This is a genomic window from Flavobacterium sp. GW823-FHT04A11 (assembly GCF_058796535.1).
This window is the reverse complement of record NZ_CM179503.1, coordinates 691,020-714,989: the sequence shown is the minus strand read 5'-3', so window position 1 is coordinate 714,989 and position 23,970 is coordinate 691,020. Positions and strand designations below refer to the sequence as shown.

Below are 23,970 nucleotides of genomic sequence, written 5' to 3'. Positions count from 1 at the left end.
TTTTAATTTTTGCTAATTATCTCTTCGTGTCGAATAAGTGATCTTGAAGCGTCAAAATAAATTTCTTTAGCTTTATAGAACTTACTTGGTTCATTTGAGAACTTATCACATAATCCAGATAATGATTGGGAACCTAATTTCGAAATTTCAAAATAGTCGTAAATCATATTATATTCATCAGAAACGTAGATGACTTTGAATGCTGAATCACAGCTCAAGCCGTTACCGCTGGAAGCTATTACTTTTCTGAAATCTCTATATCTTTTTTGATATTTTTTCCATTCAGATTCAGGTTTTCCTAACTTAAATAAGGCATAACCCATTTTATTATTTGCAACTAAACTTACTGGATTTTTGTTAAGGATTTTTTGACATTCTATTTTTAGTTTTTCATATTCTTCATTATTGGTCAAGGTCTCTAACTGTTCTTCTGTTGGCTTATTATTTAGATAATCTTTTTGAAATGAAAAACCATAGTAAATGAGCATGTTTTCTTCTAATGATAATGTTGAATCAAACTCATTGAACCTTTTTAAAAGTTTTGGATAGTAGTTTTCTGAATTCACATTTTCTACTTTCAATTTTATTTCATCAAAATTCACATTAATTTCATTTTGACCAAATGAAATTTCAAAGAAGCATAAGGCAATTAATAAGTATGCGTATTTTGTCATCTTTTTTAATCTGTAGCATAAATAATTTACTCTTCTTTTTCGTCTTCTTGCTCCTTCGAAAACTTACTTTTCTTAGGTTCTTTTGTTATTGTTTTTCCGGCAACCACAACTACGATTTCGCCGCGTGGTGCTGTTTTTTCAAAATGAGTTAAAACTTCTCTTGCCGTTCCGCGAACATTTTCTTCGTGCATTTTTGATAATTCACGCGAAACACAAACTTGTCTGTCTTCTCCAAAATATTGAATAAATTCAGCTAAAGTCTTAACGAGTTTATGAGGTGAAACGTATAAAATCATCGTTCTGGTTTCTTCGGCTAAAGCTAAAAATCGAGTTTGACGTCCTTTTTTGTCAGGCAGAAAACCTTCAAAAACAAATTTATCATTTGGTAGTCCGCTGTTTACAAGTGCTGGAACAAAAGCTGTCGCTCCGGGTAAACATTCTACTTCAATTTTATTTTCGACACAAGCGCGCGTCAATAAAAATCCGGGATCAGAAATCGCCGGAGTTCCCGCATCTGAAATCAAAGCGATGGTTTCGCCGGCTTTCAAACGCGCAATTAAATTTTCGGTTGTTTTGTGTTCGTTGTGCATGTGATGGCTGTGCATGTGCGTGCCAATTTCAAAATGCTTCAACAATTTGCCACTCGTTCTGGTGTCTTCGGCCAAAATCAAATCGACTTCTTTCAGGATGCGAATGGCACGAAAAGTCATGTCTTCAAGATTGCCAATAGGCGTTGGAACGATATATAATTTAGACATAGTTTTTATTTTATACCACGAATTTCATTAATTGACACAAATTTTAAGTGCCTGTAAAAATTTCACAAAGAAAAGATTCGTGATAATTCGTGAAATCTCTGTTTTATTCTTTATGAGAATTTTTTCTCGACAATTCCCAGAAAACGTTCTGCGTAATCGTCTTTTCCTTCCCAGTTATTGTAATCCGGTTTTACCATGTTTTCGATAAAATCTTTTGCTTCACCATAAGTATCAAAAGTTAATAACTGGTTTAAAACGCGGCTGTAATCTTCGGTACTATTTCCGAAAAGGTTTTTGGTAAAAGCAATTCTGTCATTCAAATCAATGTGAAAACCTTTTGCCAGTTTCTCGTTTAACGGAACTGATTTTGGTTTCTCAGACTCTATAGTTGCAGTTTCAGAAGCGGTTTTAGCTTCCTTAAATTCATTTATTGACGGCGTTGGAGTAGGAGGAACATTATCAAAACTGTCTACTTTTACAAATTGGGCATCAGCATAATTAACGCCTAAAATATCCTCAAATGAAATATGAACCGGATCTGGTTTTTTTGAAGTTTCAACTTTCGGTTCTTCTTTTGTTTCCTCTTTTATTTCTTCTCTGTCTAATTCAAAAGCAGGTTTAAAATCAGGAATTGGTTTTGATTCGCTAATGGTTCTGAAATAAAGTTCCGTTGCCGTTTCTTTTTTCTCTTCAACAGCCGGTTCTTTTGTTTTTTCAACTATAGGTTCTTCAACTTTTTCAGCGATTGGTTCTGGAATAGTTTCAGCAACAGGTTCCGGAATTACTTCTTCGGGAATTTCAGCCACTATTTCTTCCGGAGTTTCTTCAACAATTTCAGGTTCAGGAGTAACTTCTGCTTCGACTACAGTTTCTTCAGCCTCTTCAACGGCCGGAAGTGTTTCTTCAACTTTAGTTTCAACAGGAAGATTTTCTTCTTTATCAAAAATACTTTCTACTTTAGATTCTATTTCGCTGTATCCAATAGTTGGTTTTACGTCGTCGAAATTTTCATCTACAAATTTTAAAATAGCTAACTTCTCGTATAATTTCTGCGTTTCAAGATATAATTGATTGATATCGGATTTATTTTTGAGCTTTAAAATTCGATGTGCAATGCTGATTAGATCGGCTTCCAATTTTTTTTTCATAACTGTTGAAATTATAGTGAATTAGGATATTTTATATATTCTGTATTTTGAATGTCTTTATTTGTGAAGGAAAATACGCAGAACTATTTTTTATTTTCTGTTAATAAGCATTTGCGAATCTTCGATTTGATAAAAATTTTCTACTTTTGAAAAAACGTAAAAACGTCAAAAATTTGCGTCAATTTATTACCAGTACAAAGTAATAAAAACTATTCATTTTAAAAGGTAGAAAAATACAAAATGTTTCTCGAAAATACAGTAAATCACAAAGAACAATTTGGTTGGATTGAAGTTATTTGTGGATCAATGTTTTCGGGTAAAACCGAGGAGTTAATCCGCAGATTAAAACGCGCCCAATTTGCCAAACAAAAAGTCGAAATTTTTAAACCCGCTATTGATACCCGCTATCATGACGAAATGGTGGTATCGCACGATGCCAACGAAATTCGCTCCACTCCGGTTCCGGCTGCTGCCAATATCGCAATTTTAGCACAAGGCTGCGATGTTATCGGAATTGATGAGGCTCAGTTCTTTGATGATGAGATAGTTACTGTTTGTAATGATCTTGCTAATCAGGGAATTCGAGTAATAGTTGCAGGACTTGATATGGATTTTAAAGGAAATCCTTTTGGTCCAATGCCGGCACTTATGGCTACAGCAGAATATGTGACAAAAGTGCACGCTGTTTGTACCAGAACAGGAAATCTTGCCAATTATAGCTTCCGTAAAACAGATAATGATAAATTAGTAATGCTTGGCGAAACTGAAGAATACGAGCCGCTAAGCCGTGCAGCTTATTATAATGCAATGAAAAAAAGCCAGGAAAAATAATCTTGACCATCAAATAATTTAAAATATGCAACAGCCTACAAAGAAAAAGAGATTAATTGTTTTAGTAATAAGTGCCATTGTCGCATTATCATTGACGTTAGTTTTGTTTTATTCTTTTAAAGATCCTGTCGCAGATAAAGAAATGACTGAATTGATAGCCAAGTACAATGAAAATTGTCCTTTAATAATTCAGGATGGAATTCAGTTAGAAAGCGTAAGTCTTCCCAAAGAAAAAGTTGTTCAGTACAATTTGACTTTGGTAAATGTTAAGAAAGAAACCGCAGAAATTGATGTTATTAAAAAAAATATTGAAGAAAGCCTGATTAGTACAACCAAAGAAAATCCCGGACTTAAAGTATTTCGCGATAATAATTATACTTTGATTTATAATTACAAGGATCTAAAAAATGAATATCTATTTGAAGTTGTAATAACGCCGCAACAGTATAAATAATTAAGAGATTAGATATAATATAAAGCCCGACAGTTTTTAAAACTGTCGGGTTTTTTGTTTTTGGAAATATTTGTCACCCTGAGCGAAGTTGAAGGGCGCGCCAATTGGAACGTGGGATTCGACTTCGCTCAGCCTGACAACGACTTCGCTCAGCCTGACATACCTTGAAATTTCTATAATTTTGAAAGTATTTATAAACGAAACCCGACAGGTTTTAAAAACCTGTCGGGTTTACTATTTGAAAACGACTGTCATCCTGAGCGAAGTCGAAGGCTGGATTTGTACAAAAGGGCTTCTCCCGAAATTTCGGGACGCTAAACCTGACATAACTTGAAACTTCTTTAATTTGGTAAAGTTTTTATAAACGAAACCCGACAGGTTTTTAAAACCTGTCGGGTTTGCTGTATGTGTTAAGCTTAATTTTTCTTAATCTCTTAATGGTAAAAAAAACAAAACCTATATTTTCTTTCTCATTCTCGCCACCGGAATATCAAGCTGTTCACGGTATTTGGCAATAGTTCTTCTGGCAATTGGATATCCTTTTTCTTTTAGAATTTCTGCCAATTGATCGTCTGGAAGCGGTTTCTTTTTGTCTTCTTCTTCAATTGTATTCTTAAGGATTTTTTTGATTTCTAAAGTCGAAACATCTTCACCCTGGTCATTTTTCATCGCTTCAGAGAAAAATTCTTTGATCAGTTTTGTTCCGTATGGTGTTTCAACGTATTTGCTGTTGGCAACACGTGAAATTGTCGAAATATCCAAACCAACCATATCTGCAATATCTTTTAAGATCATTGGCTTTAATTTGGTTTCGTCGCCGTCTAAGAAAAATTCTTCCTGATAATGCATAATCGCATTCATCGTTACAAAAAGCGTTTCCTGACGCTGTCTGATTGCATCAATAAACCATTTGGCCGAATCCAGTTTTTGCTTGATAAACTGAACTGCATCTTTCTGAGCCGTTGATTTATCACGAGAATCCTTATATGTCTGCATCATTTCCTGATAATCCTTAGAAACGTGCAGAGAAGGAGCATTTCTTCCGTTTAAAGTCAGTTCAAGTTCGCCGTCAACAATTCTGATGGCAAAATCAGGAACCACATTTTCGGTAACTTTATTATTTCCGGTGTAAGATCCGCCCGGTTTTGGATTTAGTCTTTCTATTTCGTGAATCGCTTTTTTAAGCTGTTCGTTTGAAACACTGTATTTCTGCAATAATTTATCGTAATGTTTCTTGGTAAAAGCATCAAACTGGTTTTCAATAATATCAATCGCAAGATCAACATATTCCGTTGGTGTTTTATGCTTTAATTGTAATAACAAACATTCTTGTAAATCACGCGCTCCAACTCCCGAAGGTTCCAGTTCGTGAATAACATGCAGCATTTTTTCGACCATTTTCTCATCGGTATAAATACCCTGAGTAAAAGCCATATCGTCTACCATGTCCGGAATGCTTCTGCGGATGTAACCCATATCATCAATACTTCCAACAAGGAATTCGGCGATTTCGCGTTCTTCATCATTCAAAATAAAAGTATTCAGCTGATTGATTAAATCCTGATGAAAACTGATTGGCGAAGCAAAAGGTGTTTCTCGCTCTTCGTCTTCACTATAATTATTCACCTGAGTTTTATAGTCCGGCGTATCGTCGTCGCTTAAGTATTCGTCAATGTTAATATCGTCTGCTTCGATTCTGTCAGATTCTGCATCATCATAATCGTCGTAGTCTTCATTTGCAAATTCATCTGCTTCGTATTCATCTTCTTTTCCAGCTTCCAAAGCCGGATTTTCGTTCATTTCTTCTAATAAACGTTGCTCAAAAGCTTGCGTAGGCAATTGAATTAACTTCATCAGCTGAATTTGCTGTGGAGATAATTTTTGTGATAATTTTAAATTTAAAAATTGCTTTAGCATTTATAATGTTTAATCGTTTATTTGTTTAATCGTCAATTCGTTAATTCGTGAAAATCGGTTAACCGAATGAACGATTAACCGATTAAACTTTTCTTAAAACTCTGCACTTCCAGGAGTTCTTGGAAAAGGAATCACGTCTCTAATGTTTGTCATTCCTGTTACAAACAATACCAAACGCTCAAATCCTAAACCGAAACCTGCGTGAGTTGCAGAACCAAATCTTCTGGTGTCTAAATACCAGTATAATTCTTCTTCGTCGATGTTTAAGGCTTTCATTTTTTCAACCAAAACATCGTAACGCTCTTCTCTTTCAGAACCTCCAACGATTTCCCCAATTCCAGGGAAAAGGATATCCATCGCACGAACCGTTTCTCTTCCTGGTTCTGTGTTATCATTCAAACGCATGTAAAACGCTTTAATGTTTGCCGGGTAATCATATAAAATTACCGGACATTTAAAGTGTTTTTCAACAAGGTAACGCTCGTGTTCAGATTGTAAATCAGCTCCCCATTCTTCGATGATATAACTGAATTTTTTCTTTTTATTTGGAGTCGAATCTCTCAAAATATCAATAGCTTCCGTATAAGAAACACGTTTAAAATTGTTTTCTAAAACAAAATTTAATTTCTCTAACAAAGCCATTTCGCTTCTTTCTGCCTGAGGTTTTGATTTTTCTTCTTCTAAAAGTCTTCCTTCCAAAAATTTCAAATCATCTTTACAGTTGTCTAAAGCATATTTAATTACATACTGAATAAAATCTTCAGCCAAATCCATGTTGTCGTCCAAATCATTGAAAGCAACTTCCGGCTCAATCATCCAAAACTCAGCCAGGTGACGGGAAGTATTTGAATTTTCTGCTCTGAAAGTTGGTCCAAACGTATAAATCTGACCCAAAGCCATTGCAAAAGTTTCCCCTTCTAATTGTCCTGAAACTGTTAAGTTCGTATGTTTTCCAAAGAAATCTTTTTTGAAATCAATATTTCCTTCTTCTGTTTTTGGAAGATTATCCAATGGCAAAGAAGTTACCTGAAACATTTCTCCGGCACCTTCAGCATCAGCTCCCGTGATAATTGGCGTATTTACGTAAACAAAACCTTTTTGTTGAAAATAGTTGTGAACCGCAAATGACAATACCGAACGCACACGCATAATCGCCCCAAAAGCATTTGTACGAACACGTAAATGTGCATTTTCTCTCAAAAATTCTAAAGAGTGTTTTTTAGGCTGCATTGGGAATTTTTCCGCATCAGAATCTCCAAGAATTTCAAGCGTTTTCACCTGAATTTCATATTTCTGACCTGCGCCTTTACTTTCAACCAAAGTTCCAATTACAGAAACCGCAGCTCCGGTCGTGATTCTTTTTAAAGTTTCTTCCGGTGTATTTTCAAAATCAACAACACATTGTATATTATTAATGGTAGAACCGTCATTAAGCGCGATGAACTGATTATTTCTAAAAGTTCTCACCCATCCTTTTGCATTAACTTCCTGAAGCGTCGTAGTACTGTTTAATAAGTCTTTAACTTTTGTGTGTTTCATTTTATATATAATGTTGAAATTAAATTATTTGTTGTGTAATAACTGCAAATATAAACGATAATAATTAAAATTAGAAGCTATTTCCCGCTCTCCGCTATATCTTTTATTGCTTAAAGAAAGCAACAAAAGGATATCGCTGCGATCGGGGCTAGGGCTTCAGTTTTCATAAGAAGCAATTGTTTCTTATTAAATTTGCAATTTCTAATTTTTGTCATTCTTCTCAAAATGAAAATCACATATTTATTTATCGATAAATTCACTCTTATGTTGGCGAATGTATTCTATCTGTAAATCTTCTAGTTTTTCTGATTTGTATAAATCATAAAACTCATCATCCAATTCATTAAGAGGATTATCATCATATGATTTACTAAAACCTTCAAGAGTTCCATCCTGGTGTTTTGTTATGTTTTTGTACTCTTTTTTGTAAAGCATATTCGCCTTATTTACTAATTCAGCAAATTTATTTGCTTTTACAAGTTTTAATGCGTCGGGTGCTAAATCTGCAAATTCTCCGCTCGAGTTAAAATAATATTGATTAAAACCTCCATTATTAATTTCTCCTTCTAAAACCCAAATTATATAAATTGCTTGTTCTGCTTTAGATAATTTTAAAACGCTTTCATACTGCTTGTCGTAATTTTCTGAAAGTTTTGATGAAATATTATTCCACACCTTTTCAAGTAATTCAGAATCGGTTGTTTTGTCTATTATTTCTACAGTAAAACAAGATTTTGCTGTTTTTGTTTCAGCTTTTTTTTCACATCCAAAAAAAACTTAAAATTGATGTAAGCATTAATAATAACGTTAATTTGTTCACTTATTTTTTTTATAAATTTTCAATTTGAGTTTTTAATCTTTCGATATTACGATTAATGAACTCGATAAACAAAAACTTTACCTGATTAATATCATTTAATTGTTTGCGGATTTGATTTTCAGAATCTCCAGAAAAAATAGCAAATAAAACCAAGTCTTTGTGGACTTCTAAGACATTTTCATTTTCATCAACAACCCAAAATACACCATGTTCTTCATCTGATTGTTGTAATTCTTCAATAGCTATCTCTAAATTTTCTATTGTACAATTATCAAATGAAGAAGCATTTGCAGATTCCAAATATATCATTGCCTTATAGATTAAAATTTAGCTTAAACCTTACCCCTCCAAATTCTCCAAATCCTCTTTCTTCGCTTTTTTCTTTTCAAAAGTCAAAACCAAAGCCGGTAAAACCAATAAATTCGCAAACATCGCAAATGCCAATGTGCAGGAAATTAATCCACCAAGAGCAATTGTTCCGCTAAAGCTTGAAAGTGTAAAAGTTGCAAATCCTAAAATCAAAACGATTGATGTATAGAAAGTACTGATTCCGGTTTCTCTTAAAGCACTGAAAACAGATTTTTTGATTTTTCCATTATTCTGCAACAAATCATGACGGTATTTTGCCATAAACTGAATTGCATTATCAACCGAAATTCCGAATGCAATACTAAATACTAAAATCGTAGACGGCTTCAGCGGAATTCCAAAATAACCCATTAATCCGGACGTAATACAAAGCGGTAAAATGTTTGTAATTAAAGAAGCAAATACCATTTTAAAAGATCGGAACAAATACAACATCAATGCGGCAATAACCAAAATGGCGAAAATCAGCGATTCAATTAAATTGTCTACCAAATAAGAGGTTCCTTTCTGGAAAACCAATGCTTTTCCGGTAACGGTAACTTCATAACGGTCTTTCGGGAAAATTTCATCTATTTTAGAATGTAGTTTTTTCTCGACTTTCGCCATTTCATCCGTACCAATATCTTTCATAAAAGTCGTGATTCGGGCGTATTGTCCAGTCGAATCAACATAGCTTTTCATTAAATTTTCTTTGCTGTTCTTTGTCGCATTTTTAGCGTAACCCAAAATAAAAGTCTGCTCCTGCGAAGTTGGCAATTGGTAATATTCCGGATTTCCGTTATAAAAAGCCTGTTTTGAATATTTAACCAAATTTACAATGGAAACCGGTTTTGCCAATTCAGGAATTCCCGCAATTGTATTTTGCAATTCATCCATTTTGCGGATTGTAGACGCTTTCATGACACCTTTTTTCTTTTTAGTGTCAATCATAATTTCAAGCGGCATTACACCGTTAAATTCTTTTTCGTAGAATAAAATATCTTTAAAGAAAGAAGCGCTTTTTGGCATTTCACCAATCAAACTTCCGGAAACTTTCATTTGCAAAACGCCAATTACACTAAAAACCAAAAGCAAACCGTAAATGGTATAAATTACTTTTCGTTTATTTCTTACCACATTTTCAACAAAATCCAATAAAGTCGAAATATAGGTTTTTGTCAAGTGATATAAATGCTTTTCTCCCGGAACCGACATGAAACTGTAAATAATGGGCACGATTAAAAGCGTTAATAAATATACCGAGATTACGTTGATGGAAGTTACCAGACCAAACTCAAAAAGCAGATCATTTCCGGTAATCATAAACGTCGCAAAACCCATTGCCGTTGTTAAATTCGTCATCAGAGTCGAAACTCCGATTTTTGAAATAATACGCTGCAAAGCTTTTGCCTGATTGTTGTGTAATTTGATTTCCTGCTGGTATTTATTAATCAGGAAAATACAATTCGTGATTCCGATTACGATAATTAAAGGCGGAATAATCGCCGTTAAAATCGTGATTTTATAATGGAACAATCCTAAAGTTCCAAACGACCAAATTACGCCAACAATTAAAATACAAATCGAAATAAATGTCGCTCTGAACGAACGGAAAAAGAAAAAGAAAATCAAAGAAACCGTCAATAAAGCAGCGCCAATAAAAAGGGCAATTTCACCTTTCATATTGTCTGCATTGATCGTTCTGATGTATGGCATTCCGGAAACACGCAAATCGATTCCGGTTGTTTTTTCGAATTTATCGATTTTCGGAACTAAATTTTCAAGTATAAAAGTCTTTCTTCCCGCCGTATTTACAAGTTGCTTGTTGATGTAAATTGCCGAACGAATACTACCGCTTTCCTTGTTAAAAAGCAATCCTTCATAAAAAGGCAAATTATGAAATAAATCGTATTGTCTCTTTTTTAAATATTCTTCGTCGCCAGTTTTACTTTGATCAATAAACGGACTAAGTACAAATTTTTCGTTAACCGTATCTTTTTCCAGTTTCTTTAAATCGTTTAAAGAAACGACCAAATCCACTTCTTTTGATTTTTTTAAACCTGTCATTAACTCATTCCAGGCTGCGTAGTTTTTTGGCGTAAAAAAGTTGGGATCTTTAAAACCAATTACGATAAGATTTCCCTCTTCGCCAAACTTATCAAGAAATTTTTGATAGTCTTTATTGGCGCTATGATTTTTAGGAAGCAAATTGGCTTCGGTATAAGTCATAGCAAGGTTTTTCCATTGAAAAGCAAGGAAAATAGTGATTGCCGCAACAACAATTAATATCGTAATTCTATTTTTAAGTATGATTCGGGCTAATTTTTCCCAAAATCCAACTTGTATAGTGTTTTTCATAATTTTTTAAAATGGATGCAAATGTAGTGAAAAGAGCTCTAAATCTTAAAAAATCGCGCCGTTTTTACCTTTTGTTAACACAATTTGTGCGCTATTTTCTAAGATAAAATTGATGGTTTTCTACAATTTCTACGGTAGCTTTTCTCATATTTGTACTTAATTTAAAAAGGAAAGGAAAATGAATTGGATTTTATTGATAATAGCAGGGCTTTTTGAAGTTGGATTTGCATCTTGTTTAGGCAAAGCCAAAGAGACATCGGGAATTATTTCAACCTATTGGATGATTGGTTTTTTTATCTGTCTTTCGATCAGTATGATTTTATTATATAAAGCCACGCAGGTTTTACCAATTGGAACCGCTTATGCCGTTTGGACAGGAATTGGAGCCGTTGGAACTGTTTTAGTTGGAATTTTTATTTTTAAAGAACCGGCAACTTTCTGGAGGATATTTTTTCTTTCGACATTAATTGCTTCAATTATTGGGTTGAAATTTGTTTCTAGTCATTAAGTTGTTTGAACACGGATAACGCGGATACAACTGATTTACGCAGATTTTTTTTAACGCAATATTCCACAGATTTAAGTATATTTTATAATAAAATAATTCGTGATAATTCGTGTAATTCGTGGCGAAAAAAACATATTAAACAATGCAGGAAAACAATACCATTACTTTTATTTTTTTAGCGATTCTATTATTGCTAATCGTCATTATTTGTTTTATGATGTATCAATTACTGCAGGCCAGAAAGGCAAAAGATGATGCAGAAAAAAGTTTTTATGCACTCGAAATGAAAGTAAACGATTTGCAGTTAGAAACTTTAGAATCAAAACTGAATCCGCATTTGTTTAAGAATATTCTAAATTCGATTCAGTCGCATGCATATCAAACTTATTTTGCTCTGGATAAACTCGCCAATGTTTTGGATTATATTCTGTATGAAAGCAAAAAGAAATTTGTCACGGCAGAAGAAGAAATTGACTTTGCGTTGAATTTAATCGAAATCAATAAAATTAAAATCAGTCCGCTTTTTGAACTGAAGATAAAAACCAATATCAATAAAGAAGATAAATTGTACGACCAGCCATTATTGGCGCCGTTAATTTCGATTGATTTAATTGAAAATGCTTTTAAACACGCTGATTTGCAAAGTGCCGACGCTTTTATTTCGGTTGTTTTTGAGTTTAAAGACAATGCTTTTTTTATGACGGTTTCGAATAAAATCTCGGATAAAAAAGTACTAAAAAAAGAACGCAGCGGTTTTGGTCATGCGACTTTAGAACATCGTTTGCGCATTATTTATAAGAATAATTTCAAGCTTGATAAATTCATAGAAAACGATATTTATATAGCTCATTTAAAAATAGATTTACTTGAATACAAAACTGAAATGCTTGCTTCTGGACGATGAGTTGCCGGGATTAACGTATCTGAAAATGCTTTGCGAACAAATTCCTGAACTTGAAATCGTAAAGACATTTAATAATCCGGAGAAACTGCTTGCCGAAATTTCGGATCTCGATTTTGATTTGCTGATTTCAGATATCGAAATGCCGGGAATCGATGGTTTGCATCTGGCCGAAATGATTCAGGATAAATTGGTGATTTTCTGCACCGCTTATAAAGAATATGCCGCCGATGCTTTTAATATTGATGCGGTCGATTACATCACAAAACCGGTAAAACTGGAACGTTTACAAAAAGCAATCTCAAAAGCTTTTGAACGATTTCATAAACCTCAGGCTGCCAAAAAATTTATGCAGTTAAATACAGACAAAGGAAAAACCCTGCTGTATTTTAATCAAATTGAATATATCAAAACGGCAGTAACGGATAGCCGTGATAAAACAGTTCTTTTGACCGATGGAAGTTTCCTGAATTTGAAAAACGTAAAATTTGACACCCTTTTAAATGAATTGCCAGAAGCTGATTTCTGTCGCGTAAATAAAAAAGAAATCGTCGCAGTTAAAGCAATTAAATTTTTTAATCATAACGAAATTGTGCTGCATCACCTAGAAAAAAAGGACAAAAACAGCACTTTGATCCTCAGCGAAACCTACCGTTCTGATTTTTTGAAAAAGGTGAAATTATAACTTATTACAAAGTTTTACCGACTTATTACATACATTGAAAATTAGCTTTAAATTTCCTTTTCCACTTAAGGATCAGTTCTGATATTTGCGGCAATTAATAAAAATAAGTTATGAATAAGATAAAAAACTCTTTGTTTTACGTAGCAATTATTGGAGGTTTTGGTGCCTTAATATATTGGGTAATTTCAAAAGGAGCCGCACTTGAAGTGGGTCGTGGCATTGTTCAAAAAAAGATAGAAAGCAATCACTGGAATGATTTTTTACATTCGATGGTAGAAAACCTGCAGCATCCGTTGGCTATTTTATTGGCACAGATTGTTACCATTATTTTAGTAGCACGTTTATTTGGATGGGTTTTTAGAAAAATAGGACAACCATCTGTAATTGGTGAAATGATTGCCGGAATTGTTTTAGGACCCTCTTTGGTAGGAATGTATTTCCCCGAATTTTCAGCAGCTTTATTTCCAAAAGAATCATTAGGAAACTTACAGTTTTTAAGCCAGATTGGTTTGATTTTATTCATGTTTGTTATCGGGATGGAACTGGATTTGAAAGTGCTGAAAAATAAAGCACATGAATCTGTAGTAATCAGCCACGCCAGTATCGTAATTCCCTTTGCCTTGGGATTAACCTTTGCTTATTTTATCTACGGAACTTTTGCACCGGAAGGAGTTGAGTTTTCATCTTTCGGATTGTTTATGGGTATCGCGATGAGTATTACTGCTTTTCCGGTTTTGGCCAGAATTGTGCAGGAACGTGGTATGCAAAAAACAAAATTGGGAACCATTGCCATAACCTGCGCTGCTGCAGATGATATTACGGCATGGTGTATTTTAGCTGTTGTAATTGCAATCGTAAAAGCAGGTTCGTTTACAAGTGCTTTATATGTAATAGGTTTAGCTATTTTGTATGTAATGATTATGCTAAAAATAGTTCGTCCGTTCCTGAAACGTGTTGGAGATTTAAATTCAACCCGCGAAAGTCTGAACAAACCGGTTGTAGCAATCTTTTTTATCACGCTTTTATTTTCGTCTTACGCATCAGAATTAATAGGAATTCACGCTTTGTTTGGAGCATTTTTAGCAGGAGCTATTATGCCGGAAAACAATAAATTCAGAAATATATTTATAGAAAAAGTTGAAGATGTTTCTATCATCGTTTTGTTACCATTATTCTTTGTTTTTACAGGTTTACGTACACAAATAGGATTGCTAAATGATCCTTATTTATGGAAAGTAACAGCGGTAATTATTGCTGTTGCCGTGACCGGAAAATTCTTTGGAAGTGCTTTGGCAGCCAAATTCGTAGGTCAGAATTGGAAAGATAGTTTAGCGATCGGAGCTTTAATGAACACACGTGGTTTAATGGAACTTGTGGTTTTAAATATCGGATATGACTTAGGAGTTCTTTCCACAGAAATTTTTACCATGATGGTCATTATGGCTTTGGTAACTACTTTTATGACGGGTCCGGCGCTAGATTTTATCGGTTTTATTTTTAAAGATAAAGTAACGGCGATTCCACAGGAAATTGGAAACAAAAGTAAATACAAGATTTTGCTTTCGTTTGCAACTCCGGAGAGAGGGAAAAAATTGTTAAGAATTGCAAATAGTTTAGTAAAAAAACAAGGAGACAATTCTATTATAACGGCAATGCATTTGTCTTTAAGTACAGAAATACATTCGTTTGATATAAAAGATCACGAACGTAAAATGCTGGTTCCGGTTATTCAGGAAGCAGAAAACCTGAATCAAAACATGATAAGCGTTTTTAAAGTAACCAATGATATTGATACTGATATTATCGACACGGCAAATCAGGGAGAATATGATTTATTGTTAGTTGGTTTGGGACAATCTATTTTTGATGGAACATTACTTGGAAAAATCCTTGGTTTTACGACCAGAATTGTAAACCCGGATCGTTTGATTGATAAGTTTACCGGAAAAGAAGGTTTGTTCGAAAATTCACCTTTTGATGAAAGAACGCGTCATATTATTGCAAAAACTAAGATGCCTGTCGGAATTTTTATTGATAAAGATCTCGAAGAAGTCAACCAGATTTTTATGCCGATTTTCAGCAAAGAAGATTCTTTCCTAATCGATTATGCTAAGAAATTAATCAATAATAATGGTTCGCAAATTACGGTTCTTGATGCGAGCGGAGAGGTAAAAAACACGCGTGACATTCAGGAAAGTATACGTTCAATCGAACAAATTGCACCCAATCATATTATGATCATGCACGACAGAACGATAAAAAAAGAATTTTTAGAAACTCAAAACTTAATGATTATTAGTTTAGACAGCTGGAAAAAACTAATTGAATCTCAAAGTACATGGTTGAATAATACGCCTTCTGTTTTGATTTTGAAACCATAAAATTTTTTAAATTTCAATATTTTAAATCCCAAATTCCAATTTATGATTGGAGTTTGGGATTTTTTTGTGCTGTTCTGTCGTTGATAATCTTTGTCAAAGTTTAAAACTTTGACAAAGATCGTGCAAGATGTTGTCGTGATTTATGAGTGGTTTTGTCATTTCGACGCAAGGAAAAATCACACTAGGAATTCCGCAGAGAAAAGTCGTCAGCTTTGTCGAGTTACTTGCGAAGATCCTTCCTCCGTCAGGATGACAAGATTGTGTGTAAACATTTGTCGATTCTGCTAGTGAGATTGCTTCGTTCCTCGCAAAGACACGGGATTGGAATTTGGACCCGAGCGTTAGCGAACTGGCGAAGCAATTTAAATGAGATTGGAATTTAAAACTTAAAGTCCCAAATCAAGTACATAAGAAATCTTAACCGCAATATTGTCTTCAAACTTCAACAATTGATTTGGTCCATAACGATAGAATCCGCCTAAACCAAAACCTTTGTAAATTTTGTTAAGTTCAATACCGGATTCAAAAAAGCCTTTATTTAAAGTCTTGTAGGTTGGTCCAACATGTTGTTCCGGGTTTTCCATATTTCCCCACGCCATTCTGGTTACTAGAACCAGTGACGGACGCACTTTTCGAAGTAATTTAATTCGATCAAAACCATGTTTTATCTGAAACATAATATATTGACTGGAGAAAAACTCGTTAAAATACATGGTTTCAAAACTGTTTCTTCCGGCAAAAGTAATACGTTGTACAACGGTTTCCTTGGTTAAATTGTTAGGTGCAGTATTGTATAAATGCGTAATTGGTACATCGCCAATTGCATAACCTCCCTGCAAAAGTAAACTTGTTTTCTGACCGTTCAGGTATTTCTTTTCGTATTCGGTTTTAAAATCTATTTTTCCAAAAACAAAATCGTTTCCTAATACATCAGGTAGTGATTGTGTGTACTGAAAAGTAAATCGCGGGAATTTTTTATCAGATTCGTTTCTGCCGGTTGGCGTTTGCATAAACTCGCTAAAAGGCGCCCATACAATTGACAACATTGCCGTTGTCATGATATAACTCGAATATAATTTTCCGTTTAAATTATACAAGTAATCAAATTTTGGCTCGATATAATTTCTTGACAATTCTAAAACAGCTTCGGTTTTAGGAATTATTTTTGTCTGAAGATTGGTCTTCCAGCTCGTATAATGATAAAACGTACTAATGTTGATTGGCCGAGGATCATAAATTTTAAAAACACGTTTATCAACTGCAAAAACGGTACTTGCAATTTCGCGAACGTCATCTGTATAATAGCCGTTTAGCCATGTATTGGTGTTTTTGTCCAATAAAACTCCCGCGCCTAAACTGTATTTGATTACTCCGTCTTTTGTTCCGTAAGCAGAATATCCTTCAATTCTGAAATTTCTGGAAAATTTATCATTGGTAATTCCGCCAAGACCCAAACGAAACCCTTCGTAGTTATTGTAACTTACTATTTTCTTTAAATCAAGATCAACCGGACCAATAGGGAAGTATCCGTTGATGATTTTTCTGCCCAATCCTAAACGTTTTTCAATTCTTTTATTGATCGAAAGGCTGTCTAATAACTGATATGTTTTTTGCCCTTTTGAATCCAGGCTGTCTTTTCGGTATTGTTTCCAGAATGTTTCCGGCTGTTTGTGAGCGTCGTCTTTGATTTCAATATAAAGCGACGGATTTTTTATAGCAGAATCAATATTATAATGAATATCAAAATTGTTGCTTTCAGAAAGTAAATAAGTAAAATCTGAAGCTACTTTTTTTCGAGGTTCAAAGTCTTCTTCAGCGTCTGCATCAAACTGAATTGTTCCGCCCAAAATTTTAATATCCTCGTTGTTTTTTCCTTTTACGATTTTGAATGTGGTATTACTTTGAAACCATATTTTTTCGCTCGGAACATATTCAAATTCATGAATGCCACTAATATCCAGAACCGCTTTTATGCGCATTACAGCTTTGGCGACAGCAAAATTTTCCTGATCGATATACAAAACACCTTCGAGCCCGTTTGATTTCCTTTTTTTCTTGTTTTTAAAGTAAATCATATAGGTATTTCTGCCTTTGATTGCTACAGTGTCCAGAAGTTTATAGTTGTAATCTGCAAGTGCGTTATTGGAAATTGGACTTTCATGTTTGGTTTCAAACAATTCATATTTAGAATCATAAATAGAAATTGATTGTAAATTGACGGCAATTATTTCATAAACGGGCTGCTTGAATCCGGCCATTTTAGAACCTAAAACAGTTTCCTTGAGTTTGTTGTTTCCAAATTGATATTGCGATACTTTTTCAGTTTGAAATAAATGCTGTTTGGTGATTATTTCTTTAAACTTATAATCAGAGGAATCAATGTTTATTTCTTTTTTATTGAAGTCTTTATACGCTGCAGAAGAATCGATTCTGCCATCAATAGAATCCGGATTTGCCGTTACAATAAGCTTGTTATAGGTTTTATATTCAAAACTGCTTAGCTTTTTTTGCGGATTATTGTTGTTTTTATTGGCAATTACTTTTCGAATAATGGCCAAAGCCGGATTTTCATTCGAAACCACAACTTCTTTTAAATCATCTGTTTTCTCGGAAAGCGAAACAGCATAGAATTTTTTGTTGTTTAAAACAGTAACAATTTTAGTATTGAAGCCAATGTAAGAAACCGTAAACGAAGGAATATTACTTATGGATTTCAGGATAAATTTTCCATCAACATCTGTAATTGTATTGTTATTGTCTGATGTCGTGATGGTGGCAAAAGGAAGCGGTTTGTTTTTTGAGTCGGTTACAATTCCGTTTATTTGAAATTGTGCCTGAATACTAAGCGTGAAAAATAAAGTCAATAAACAAAATAGCTTCATACAGAGGATTATAGTTTCAAAACGAAAACAATTTAATTTTGGTATGCAAAAATAGTAATAAAAAAATCCGTCTAGTAAATTTTACTAAACGGATTTCTAATTTGTATCCAATAAAAATTAAACTTTCATGATTTCTGCCTCTTTAGCAGCCAATAATTCGTCAATTTTTTTGATATATGTATTGGTTAAGTTCTGAACTTCTTCTTCTGCAGATTTGCAAACATCTTCTGAAGTTCCTTCTTTTTCTAATTTTTTGATATCGGTATTAGCGTCTTTACGCACGTTACGAACACCAATTTTTGCATCTTCAGCTTCAGATTTTGCTTGTTTTGCCAAATCTCTACGACGCTCTTCTGTCAATGGCGGAACGCTGATGATAATCATGTCACCATTATTCATTGGGTTGAAACCAATATTGGCAATCATAATTGCTTTTTCGATTGCTTGCAGCATATTTTTTTCAAAAGGCTGTAAAGTAATCGTTCTTGCATCAGGAACACTAATTTTTGACACTTGCGAAAGTGGTGTTGCAGATCCGTAATAATCTACAAAAACGCTTCCTAACATTGCCGGAGAAGCTTTTCCTGCACGAATGTTTAAGAATTCTTTTTCTAAATGCGCTATCGAACCATTCATTGATTCTTCAGTACTTTCTAAAATAAAATCTATTTCTTCACTCATTTCTTTTTAAGTTTTCAGTTTTCATTCTCAGTTTTCAGTTCTTGCCGTTTATTGCGACTTTTACTGTTACTGATGACTATATATTTACTACAGTTCCAATATTTTCGCCTTCGCAGATTTTCAATAAGTTTCCAATTTTGTTCATATCAAAAACAACGATTGGTAATTTATTTTCCTGGCTTAATGTAAAAGCGGTTGTATCCATTACGTTTAATCCTTTTTTCAAAACATCGTCAAACGAAATGATATCGAATTTTACAGCCGAAGCATTTTTCTCAGGATCAGAATCGTAAACACCATCAACACGGGTTCCTTTTAGGATAACATCTGCATTAATTTCGATTCCTCTTAAAACAGCTGCAGTATCAGTTGTAAAATATGGATTTCCGGTTCCGGCTCCAAAAATTACAATTCTTCCTTTTTCAAGGTGACGGTCGGCTCTTCTTTTGATGTAAGGTTCTGCAATAGATTCCATTTTTAAAGCAGTCTGCAAACGCGTTTTCATTCCTTTGTCTTCCAGAGCGCCCTGCAAAGCCATTCCATTAATAACAGTAGCAAGCATTCCCATATAATCGCCTTGTACTCTATCCATACCGGCACTTGCACCTGCAACGCCTCTAAAAATATTTCCTCCTCCTATAACAATAGCAATTTCTACTCCTTTACTGTGAATTTGCTTAATTTCTTCAGCATATTCGGCTAGTCTTTTAGGGTCAATTCCGTATTGTAAATCACCCATTAAGGCTTCGCCACTTAGTTTTAGAAGAATTCTTTTATATTTCATGTGTTGTTGCGTTAATTTGTGCAAATATAGACATATTCTGATTTTTAAAAATAAGTTTTAAAAAAATTAATTGTTTCTTTTATGTTTAAATTTATGGAGATTTTTAAGATTTATTTTATCTCCATGTGATAAAAGTCATTCGGACATCTTTTTAAAAATTGTATTTTTATCGCATCAAAACGAAATAAATATGAAAAGTATTGTAGCCAAAGCATTATTCAATAGTTATTCTTATACTGAATATCGAAAATTAGTTACCGATTTATTATCCGAAGGAAAATCAACCGGGAACAATCAGTCAGAAAGTCTCACCAATTATACAAGTTTGAACGAAGCGAGAATGAACCGACTCGAAAAAACAATTAAAATTTCTGAAGATGTTATTGCAAAACTACAAAGCTTAAACAATCATTATATCTGGCTTGTAATTTCTGAAGGCTGGTGCGGAGATGCAGCTCAAATACTTCCGATACTTAATAAAATGGCTTTGGCATCTGATAAAAAAGTCGAGCTTAAAATTGTTTTAAGAGATAAAAATGATGAATTAATGAGCCAGTATCTTACGAATGGAGGAAAAGCAATTCCGAAGGTTATTGTAATTTGTAAAGAAGCCGGAATTGTTCGCACAGATTGGGGACCAAGACCAAAAGGCGCAACAGAATTACTGGCAAATTATAAAAAAGAATTTGGTGTAATTGATGATAAAATAAAAACCGATTTGCAGTTGTGGTATCTTGCAGATAAAGGAATTTCGGTACAGGATGAGTTAACGCAAATCATGGAAAATATCAAATATGACCGACTTTAATTTGGTTAATGCATTGAGCGTAAATATTTTAATTCAAAAAAAATCTTAAAATATTTTTTTTAGTTTGAATTTTTTGTATCTTGCTGTAGTAATATAACCCACTTCTATTATCTATTTTTTGATTTACTCTTTATTGGTGTTTATTTAATGTTTAACTATTAAAAATCCACTATTATGAAAAAGTTATTCGAAAAATTTTATGATTTTTTTTCGAGATTATTGTTTGACGGGAAAAATGTACCACACTATTAATTTCCAAAACAATTAATTTAGGAGTTGGCACATTACAATAGCACTACCTTTTGTAATGTGTTTCTAATTTTATATCAAGCATAAAGATTTTTATTGCAGGCTTTCTTCAAATAAAGTAATATCAATTGCATTCTTAACATCATAATCTCCAATTTTTGTTCGGCGTAAAACTGTTAAATGCGATCCTGAATTCATTGCTTTTCCAAAATCAAAAGCGAGTGAACGAATATAAGTTCCTTTACTGCAAACCACTCTAAAATCTATTTCAGGAAGTGCAATTCTCGTAATTTCAAATTCGTGAATCGTAGTTTTTCTGCTTTCAATTTCTATCGTTTCTCCGGCGCGTGCATGTTCATACAAACGAACGCCGTCTTTTTTAATAGCAGAAAAAATAGGCGGTTTTTGATCAATTTCACCCAAAAACTGTTTTACCGTCTCGTGAATTAAGGCTTCATCAATATGAGAAGTTGGAAAAGTCTCATCAATTTCGGTTTCTAAATCATACGATGGAGTAGTGGCTCCAATATAAAAAGTTCCGGTATATTCTTTGGCCTGACCCTGAAGTTCAGAAATTCTTTTGGTGAATTTTCCCGTACAAATTAATAATAAACCTGTTGCTAATGGATCTAAAGTTCCGGCATGACCAATTTTGAACTTTTTTGGAAGTCCGACTTTATTGATTAAAAGGTATTTTAATTTATTGACAGCTTGAAACGAACTCCATTTTAAAGGTTTGTCAATCAATAAAACTTGTCCGTCTAAATATTCTTCAGTTGTCATTATATAATCGTAAGGGGATGAATGAAAAAGTGAATCAATAATAAAATGATTCCGGCAATAATTCGGTAATAACCAAAAACTTTAAAACCGTTTTTAGTCAAAAATCCTATGAAAGATTTGATCGCTAAAAGTGCTACTATAAAAGCCACAACATTTCCAATAACCAACAAGTTAATCTGATCGTGCGATAAAACGAATCCGTCTTTATAATAATCGTAGCATTTTTTTACTGTTGCACCCAACATGGTTGGAACCGCTAAAAAGAATGAGAATTCTGCCGCCGTGGTTCTTGATAATTTTTGCGACATTCCGCCCATAATACTGGCACCGCTTCTTGAAACTCCAGGAATCATAGCCAGACATTGAAATAAACCAATTTTAAAAGCTTGCAAATAAGTGATTTCCTGAGTTGTTTCTGCTGCGTTTGGATTGTTGAACCATTCGTCGACTTTCAGTAAAATCAAACCTCCGATTAAAAGAGAAACCGCAACCGTGACCGGGTTTTCTAATAAACCATCAATAAAATCACTCAATAATAAACCCAAAACCACAGCCGGAATAAACGCAACCAAAAGTTTAAAATAGAAATCAAGTGTTTGAAAAAAGCGTTTGAAGTATAAAACAACAACCGAAAGTATCGCGCCAAGCTGAATAACGATTGTAAAAAGTTTAGTAAAATCTTCGTGTGCGATTCCGAAAAAAGAAGACGCAATAATCATGTGGCCAGTTGAAGAAATAGGCAGAAATTCTGTAATTCCTTCAATAATGGCAAGAACGATAGCTTGTAATGTATTCATGCAGAATGTATGATTTTAGATTTTAGATTTTAGATCTGTCACCCTGAGCGAAGTCGAAGGGCGCACCAAATAAAAATCTAGAAAATCTATTATTTTGATTTTTTGAAGATCGAATAAATCGTGATTCCAAAACCAATTAAAACAGTTGTTGGAGCTAAACGAATACGTCTGAAACTAAAAACATCTTCATTAAAAACATTCGGATTATCGCTTCCGCCGCCGGACATTAAAATAAATCCTAACGCAATAACTCCAATTCCAATTAAAAGGATTTTGTAGTTGATATCGTCAAAAAGGAATTCCTGTTTGTGCTGTTGTTGCTCTTCTTTAATATTGTTTTTCATCTTGTCATTGCGAGGAACGAAGAAATCTCACCCTCTTTTATATGAGTTTATTTTTTAAAAAATCTTAAATCTAAAGGCTGCAATCTAAAATTAATAAAGATCGTCTGTTCTTAAATTAAGGAAACGTTGCGTTGCAAAATGCGTACTTACCCAGGTAATTAAAACGCCTAATCCGAAAACGGCCAATAATACCAATCCGATTAGAGCTTTATCTTCCAGAATTCCTAATCCCGGAAAGTTGGTTTCAACATACATTAAAACACCGATCAAAGCAATAATAGCCAATCCTGCGCCTAACATTCCTAATTTTACACTTCGCATTACAAATGGTTTACGAATAAATGCTTTTGTAGCGCCAACCATTTGCATAGTTTTAATAATAAAACGGTTTGAATGTATGGATAAACGTAATGAACTGTTGATTAATAAAACAGCAATTATCGCAAGGAAACCACTGATAATCAAAATCCACATACTTACTTTTTTGATGTTGTCGTTTACCAGATTTACCAATTGTTTGTCATAAACAATATCTTCAATCATCGTGTTTTGACGCAAACGGCTTTCTATTTTAGTGATGCTGTCTCTTTCAACATAATCTGCTTTCAAGTGAATATCGTATGAGTTCAAAAGAGGATTTTCTCCTAAGAAAGTAAGGAAATCTTCTCCAATAATATCGGTATGTTCTTTTGCAGCTTTTTCTTTGGTTACATACACAAATGATCTCGCAAAAGGAGCTCTTTTAAGTTCCGTATTAAAAGCTTTTATTACACTATCATTAGCTTCGTTTTTAAAGAAAACCGTCATCGCGATTTTTTCTTTAAAATCATTGGCCAGTTTTTTAGAATTGATAATGAATAATCCCAGTACTCCTAAAAGGAATAAAACCAGAAAAACACTTAATACAACCGAAAAATAAGAGGAAATTAACCTGCGCTTTTGAAATTTATCAAAGTTGGAACTCATAGTATGCTTAAATTATGTGGTAAAAATAATAAAGAATTTCTTTATTTAAAGTTAATAACGATCAAAGTTTTAACTTTCGTACCATAAATATACGATTCAGGATTTAATAAATCAAGAATAAAAAATCCCGAAAGCTGAATTAACCGCAAAGTATAGAAATTCTCTAATATTTAAGGTTGTGTTTTTAAGAACATTGCCCGAAGTTTCAACCTTGGGATAGATGTTGTTTATGATTTTGATTGGCTCCAAATGGTTGAAACCATTCGCCATGTTCTAAGGTTGTGTTTTTCTAGATCATAGCCCGAGGTTTCAACCTTGGGATCCATTTTGTTGAGATATTTTGATTGGCTCCAA

At 33.7% G+C, this 23,970-nt stretch carries 22 protein-coding genes; 7 read left to right on the top strand and 15 right to left on the bottom strand.

Translation table 11 applies throughout. From position 1 onward, the window contains the following. Positions 1–2 precede the first annotated feature (2 nt). From AC3QL1_RS03230 to AC3QL1_RS03220, 3 genes are all read right to left on the bottom strand, one after another. Positions 3–674 carry a DUF4919 domain-containing protein gene (locus AC3QL1_RS03230; protein ID WP_492495049.1) on the bottom strand — a complete coding sequence of 224 codons (672 nt, stop codon included), beginning with the start codon at positions 672–674 and terminating at the stop codon, positions 3–5. Between the two features lie 26 nt (positions 675–700). After that, positions 701–1,432, bottom strand: coding sequence for a 16S rRNA (cytidine(1402)-2'-O)-methyltransferase (gene rsmI / locus AC3QL1_RS03225; protein WP_492495047.1), 732 nt, complete (start codon positions 1,430–1,432; stop codon positions 701–703). Positions 1,433–1,542: 110 nt separating this feature from the next. Next, complete coding sequence (locus AC3QL1_RS03220) at positions 1,543–2,580, bottom strand: DUF8457 domain-containing protein (RefSeq protein WP_492495045.1); 1,038 nt, start codon at positions 2,578–2,580, stop codon at positions 1,543–1,545. A 240-nt stretch (positions 2,581–2,820) separates the two neighbouring features. Here AC3QL1_RS03220 and AC3QL1_RS03215 point away from each other — a divergent pair, with 240 nt between their 5' ends. Next, positions 2,821–3,411, top strand: a complete 591-nt coding sequence (locus AC3QL1_RS03215; protein ID WP_115847924.1) for a thymidine kinase — start codon at positions 2,821–2,823, stop codon at positions 3,409–3,411. A 25-nt stretch (positions 3,412–3,436) separates the two neighbouring features. Continuing rightward, entirely contained in the window at positions 3,437–3,865 is a 429-nt protein-coding gene (locus AC3QL1_RS03210) for a DUF8479 domain-containing protein (RefSeq protein ID WP_492495043.1), read from the top strand. A gap of 456 nt (positions 3,866–4,321) precedes the next feature. Here AC3QL1_RS03210 and rpoN read toward each other — a convergent pair whose 3' ends face one another. The 5 genes from rpoN to AC3QL1_RS03185 form a co-directional block, all read right to left on the bottom strand. After that, positions 4,322–5,782, bottom strand: a complete 1,461-nt coding sequence (gene rpoN / locus AC3QL1_RS03205) for an RNA polymerase factor sigma-54 (protein ID WP_492495041.1) — start codon at positions 5,780–5,782, stop codon at positions 4,322–4,324. Between the two features lie 93 nt (positions 5,783–5,875). Then, entirely contained in the window at positions 5,876–7,321 is a 1,446-nt protein-coding gene (asnS, locus tag AC3QL1_RS03200) for an asparagine--tRNA ligase (protein ID WP_492495038.1), read from the bottom strand. 240 nt (positions 7,322–7,561) lie between these two features. Further along, entirely contained in the window at positions 7,562–7,996 is a 435-nt protein-coding gene (locus AC3QL1_RS03195) for a DMP19 family protein (protein WP_492495036.1), read from the bottom strand. A gap of 154 nt (positions 7,997–8,150) precedes the next feature. Beyond that, positions 8,151–8,450: a hypothetical protein gene (locus AC3QL1_RS03190; RefSeq protein WP_492495035.1), complete on the bottom strand. Its 300-nt coding sequence runs from the start codon at positions 8,448–8,450 to the stop codon at positions 8,151–8,153. Positions 8,451–8,480: 30 nt separating this feature from the next. Then, the gene (locus AC3QL1_RS03185) at positions 8,481–10,847 is read right to left on the bottom strand and encodes an efflux RND transporter permease subunit (protein ID WP_492495033.1); all 2,367 of its coding nucleotides are present in this window, start codon (positions 10,845–10,847) and stop codon (positions 8,481–8,483) included. Between the two features lie 178 nt (positions 10,848–11,025). Here AC3QL1_RS03185 and AC3QL1_RS03180 point away from each other — a divergent pair, with 178 nt between their 5' ends. From AC3QL1_RS03180 to AC3QL1_RS03165, 4 genes are all read left to right on the top strand, one after another. After that, positions 11,026–11,355 carry a DMT family transporter gene (locus AC3QL1_RS03180; RefSeq protein ID WP_492495031.1) on the top strand — a complete coding sequence of 110 codons (330 nt, stop codon included), beginning with the start codon at positions 11,026–11,028 and terminating at the stop codon, positions 11,353–11,355. Between the two features lie 142 nt (positions 11,356–11,497). Beyond that, complete coding sequence (locus tag AC3QL1_RS03175) at positions 11,498–12,259, top strand: sensor histidine kinase (RefSeq protein ID WP_492495029.1); 762 nt, start codon at positions 11,498–11,500, stop codon at positions 12,257–12,259. Further along, positions 12,222–12,941, top strand: coding sequence for a LytR/AlgR family response regulator transcription factor (locus AC3QL1_RS03170; RefSeq protein ID WP_492495027.1), 720 nt, complete (start codon positions 12,222–12,224; stop codon positions 12,939–12,941). The genes AC3QL1_RS03175 and AC3QL1_RS03170 overlap by 38 nt, the downstream gene beginning before the upstream one ends. Before the next feature lie 110 nt (positions 12,942–13,051). Further along, positions 13,052–15,322: a cation:proton antiporter gene (locus AC3QL1_RS03165; RefSeq protein ID WP_492495024.1), complete on the top strand. Its 2,271-nt coding sequence runs from the start codon at positions 13,052–13,054 to the stop codon at positions 15,320–15,322. Between the two features lie 386 nt (positions 15,323–15,708). On the opposite strand, the gene AC3QL1_RS03160 is transcribed toward AC3QL1_RS03165, so the two are convergent. The 3 genes from AC3QL1_RS03160 to pyrH all read right to left on the bottom strand — a co-directional run bounded on the left by AC3QL1_RS03160 (position 15,709) and on the right by pyrH (position 19,669). Beyond that, the gene (locus tag AC3QL1_RS03160) at positions 15,709–18,204 is read right to left on the bottom strand and encodes a DUF5686 family protein (RefSeq protein ID WP_492495022.1); all 2,496 of its coding nucleotides are present in this window, start codon (positions 18,202–18,204) and stop codon (positions 15,709–15,711) included. A gap of 117 nt (positions 18,205–18,321) precedes the next feature. After that, positions 18,322–18,885 carry a ribosome recycling factor gene (frr, locus tag AC3QL1_RS03155; RefSeq protein ID WP_492495020.1) on the bottom strand — a complete coding sequence of 188 codons (564 nt, stop codon included), beginning with the start codon at positions 18,883–18,885 and terminating at the stop codon, positions 18,322–18,324. A gap of 76 nt (positions 18,886–18,961) precedes the next feature. Then, positions 18,962–19,669, bottom strand: coding sequence for a UMP kinase (pyrH, locus tag AC3QL1_RS03150; RefSeq protein ID WP_492495018.1), 708 nt, complete (start codon positions 19,667–19,669; stop codon positions 18,962–18,964). A gap of 190 nt (positions 19,670–19,859) precedes the next feature. Here pyrH and AC3QL1_RS03145 point away from each other — a divergent pair, with 190 nt between their 5' ends. Next, positions 19,860–20,477, top strand: a complete 618-nt coding sequence (locus tag AC3QL1_RS03145; protein WP_492495016.1) for a thioredoxin family protein — start codon at positions 19,860–19,862, stop codon at positions 20,475–20,477. A gap of 342 nt (positions 20,478–20,819) precedes the next feature. Here AC3QL1_RS03145 and truB read toward each other — a convergent pair whose 3' ends face one another. The 4 genes from truB to AC3QL1_RS03125 form a co-directional block, all read right to left on the bottom strand. Beyond that, a complete protein-coding gene (gene truB / locus AC3QL1_RS03140; RefSeq protein WP_492495014.1) occupies positions 20,820–21,509 on the bottom strand; it encodes a tRNA pseudouridine(55) synthase TruB in 690 nt (229 codons plus the stop codon). Then, entirely contained in the window at positions 21,509–22,306 is a 798-nt protein-coding gene (locus AC3QL1_RS03135) for an undecaprenyl-diphosphate phosphatase (RefSeq protein ID WP_492495012.1), read from the bottom strand. The genes truB and AC3QL1_RS03135 overlap by 1 nt, the downstream gene beginning before the upstream one ends. An 89-nt stretch (positions 22,307–22,395) precedes the next feature. Further along, on the bottom strand, positions 22,396–22,650 hold the full coding sequence (locus AC3QL1_RS03130; RefSeq protein ID WP_492495011.1) for a DUF3098 domain-containing protein: 255 nt from the start codon (positions 22,648–22,650) through the stop codon (positions 22,396–22,398). A gap of 90 nt (positions 22,651–22,740) precedes the next feature. Further along, on the bottom strand, positions 22,741–23,616 hold the full coding sequence (locus AC3QL1_RS03125; RefSeq protein ID WP_492495009.1) for a cell division protein FtsX: 876 nt from the start codon (positions 23,614–23,616) through the stop codon (positions 22,741–22,743). Positions 23,617–23,970 lie beyond the last annotated feature (354 nt).

Coding starts and splice junctions, on each gene's coding strand:
- AC3QL1_RS03230 (WP_492495049.1), bottom strand. CDS start 674: ATGACAAAATACGCATACTTATTAATTGCCTTATGCTTCTTTGAAATT.
- rsmI (WP_492495047.1), bottom strand. CDS start 1,432: ATGTCTAAATTATATATCGTTCCAACGCCTATTGGCAATCTTGAAGAC.
- AC3QL1_RS03220 (WP_492495045.1), bottom strand. CDS start 2,580: ATGAAAAAAAAATTGGAAGCCGATCTAATCAGCATTGCACATCGAATT.
- AC3QL1_RS03215 (WP_115847924.1), top strand. CDS start 2,821: ATGTTTCTCGAAAATACAGTAAATCACAAAGAACAATTTGGTTGGATT.
- AC3QL1_RS03210 (WP_492495043.1), top strand. CDS start 3,437: ATGCAACAGCCTACAAAGAAAAAGAGATTAATTGTTTTAGTAATAAGT.
- rpoN (WP_492495041.1), bottom strand. CDS start 5,782: ATGCTAAAGCAATTTTTAAATTTAAAATTATCACAAAAATTATCTCCA.
- asnS (WP_492495038.1), bottom strand. CDS start 7,321: ATGAAACACACAAAAGTTAAAGACTTATTAAACAGTACTACGACGCTT.
- AC3QL1_RS03190 (WP_492495035.1), bottom strand. CDS start 8,450: ATGATATATTTGGAATCTGCAAATGCTTCTTCATTTGATAATTGTACA.
- AC3QL1_RS03185 (WP_492495033.1), bottom strand. CDS start 10,847: ATGAAAAACACTATACAAGTTGGATTTTGGGAAAAATTAGCCCGAATC.
- AC3QL1_RS03180 (WP_492495031.1), top strand. CDS start 11,026: ATGAATTGGATTTTATTGATAATAGCAGGGCTTTTTGAAGTTGGATTT.
- AC3QL1_RS03175 (WP_492495029.1), top strand. CDS start 11,498: ATGCAGGAAAACAATACCATTACTTTTATTTTTTTAGCGATTCTATTA.
- AC3QL1_RS03165 (WP_492495024.1), top strand. CDS start 13,052: ATGAATAAGATAAAAAACTCTTTGTTTTACGTAGCAATTATTGGAGGT.
- AC3QL1_RS03160 (WP_492495022.1), bottom strand. CDS start 18,204: ATGAAGCTATTTTGTTTATTGACTTTATTTTTCACGCTTAGTATTCAG.
- frr (WP_492495020.1), bottom strand. CDS start 18,885: ATGAGTGAAGAAATAGATTTTATTTTAGAAAGTACTGAAGAATCAATG.
- pyrH (WP_492495018.1), bottom strand. CDS start 19,669: ATGAAATATAAAAGAATTCTTCTAAAACTAAGTGGCGAAGCCTTAATG.
- AC3QL1_RS03145 (WP_492495016.1), top strand. CDS start 19,860: ATGAAAAGTATTGTAGCCAAAGCATTATTCAATAGTTATTCTTATACT.
- truB (WP_492495014.1), bottom strand. CDS start 21,509: ATGACAACTGAAGAATATTTAGACGGACAAGTTTTATTGATTGACAAA.
- AC3QL1_RS03135 (WP_492495012.1), bottom strand. CDS start 22,306: ATGAATACATTACAAGCTATCGTTCTTGCCATTATTGAAGGAATTACA.
- AC3QL1_RS03130 (WP_492495011.1), bottom strand. CDS start 22,650: ATGAAAAACAATATTAAAGAAGAGCAACAACAGCACAAACAGGAATTC.
- AC3QL1_RS03125 (WP_492495009.1), bottom strand. CDS start 23,616: ATGAGTTCCAACTTTGATAAATTTCAAAAGCGCAGGTTAATTTCCTCT.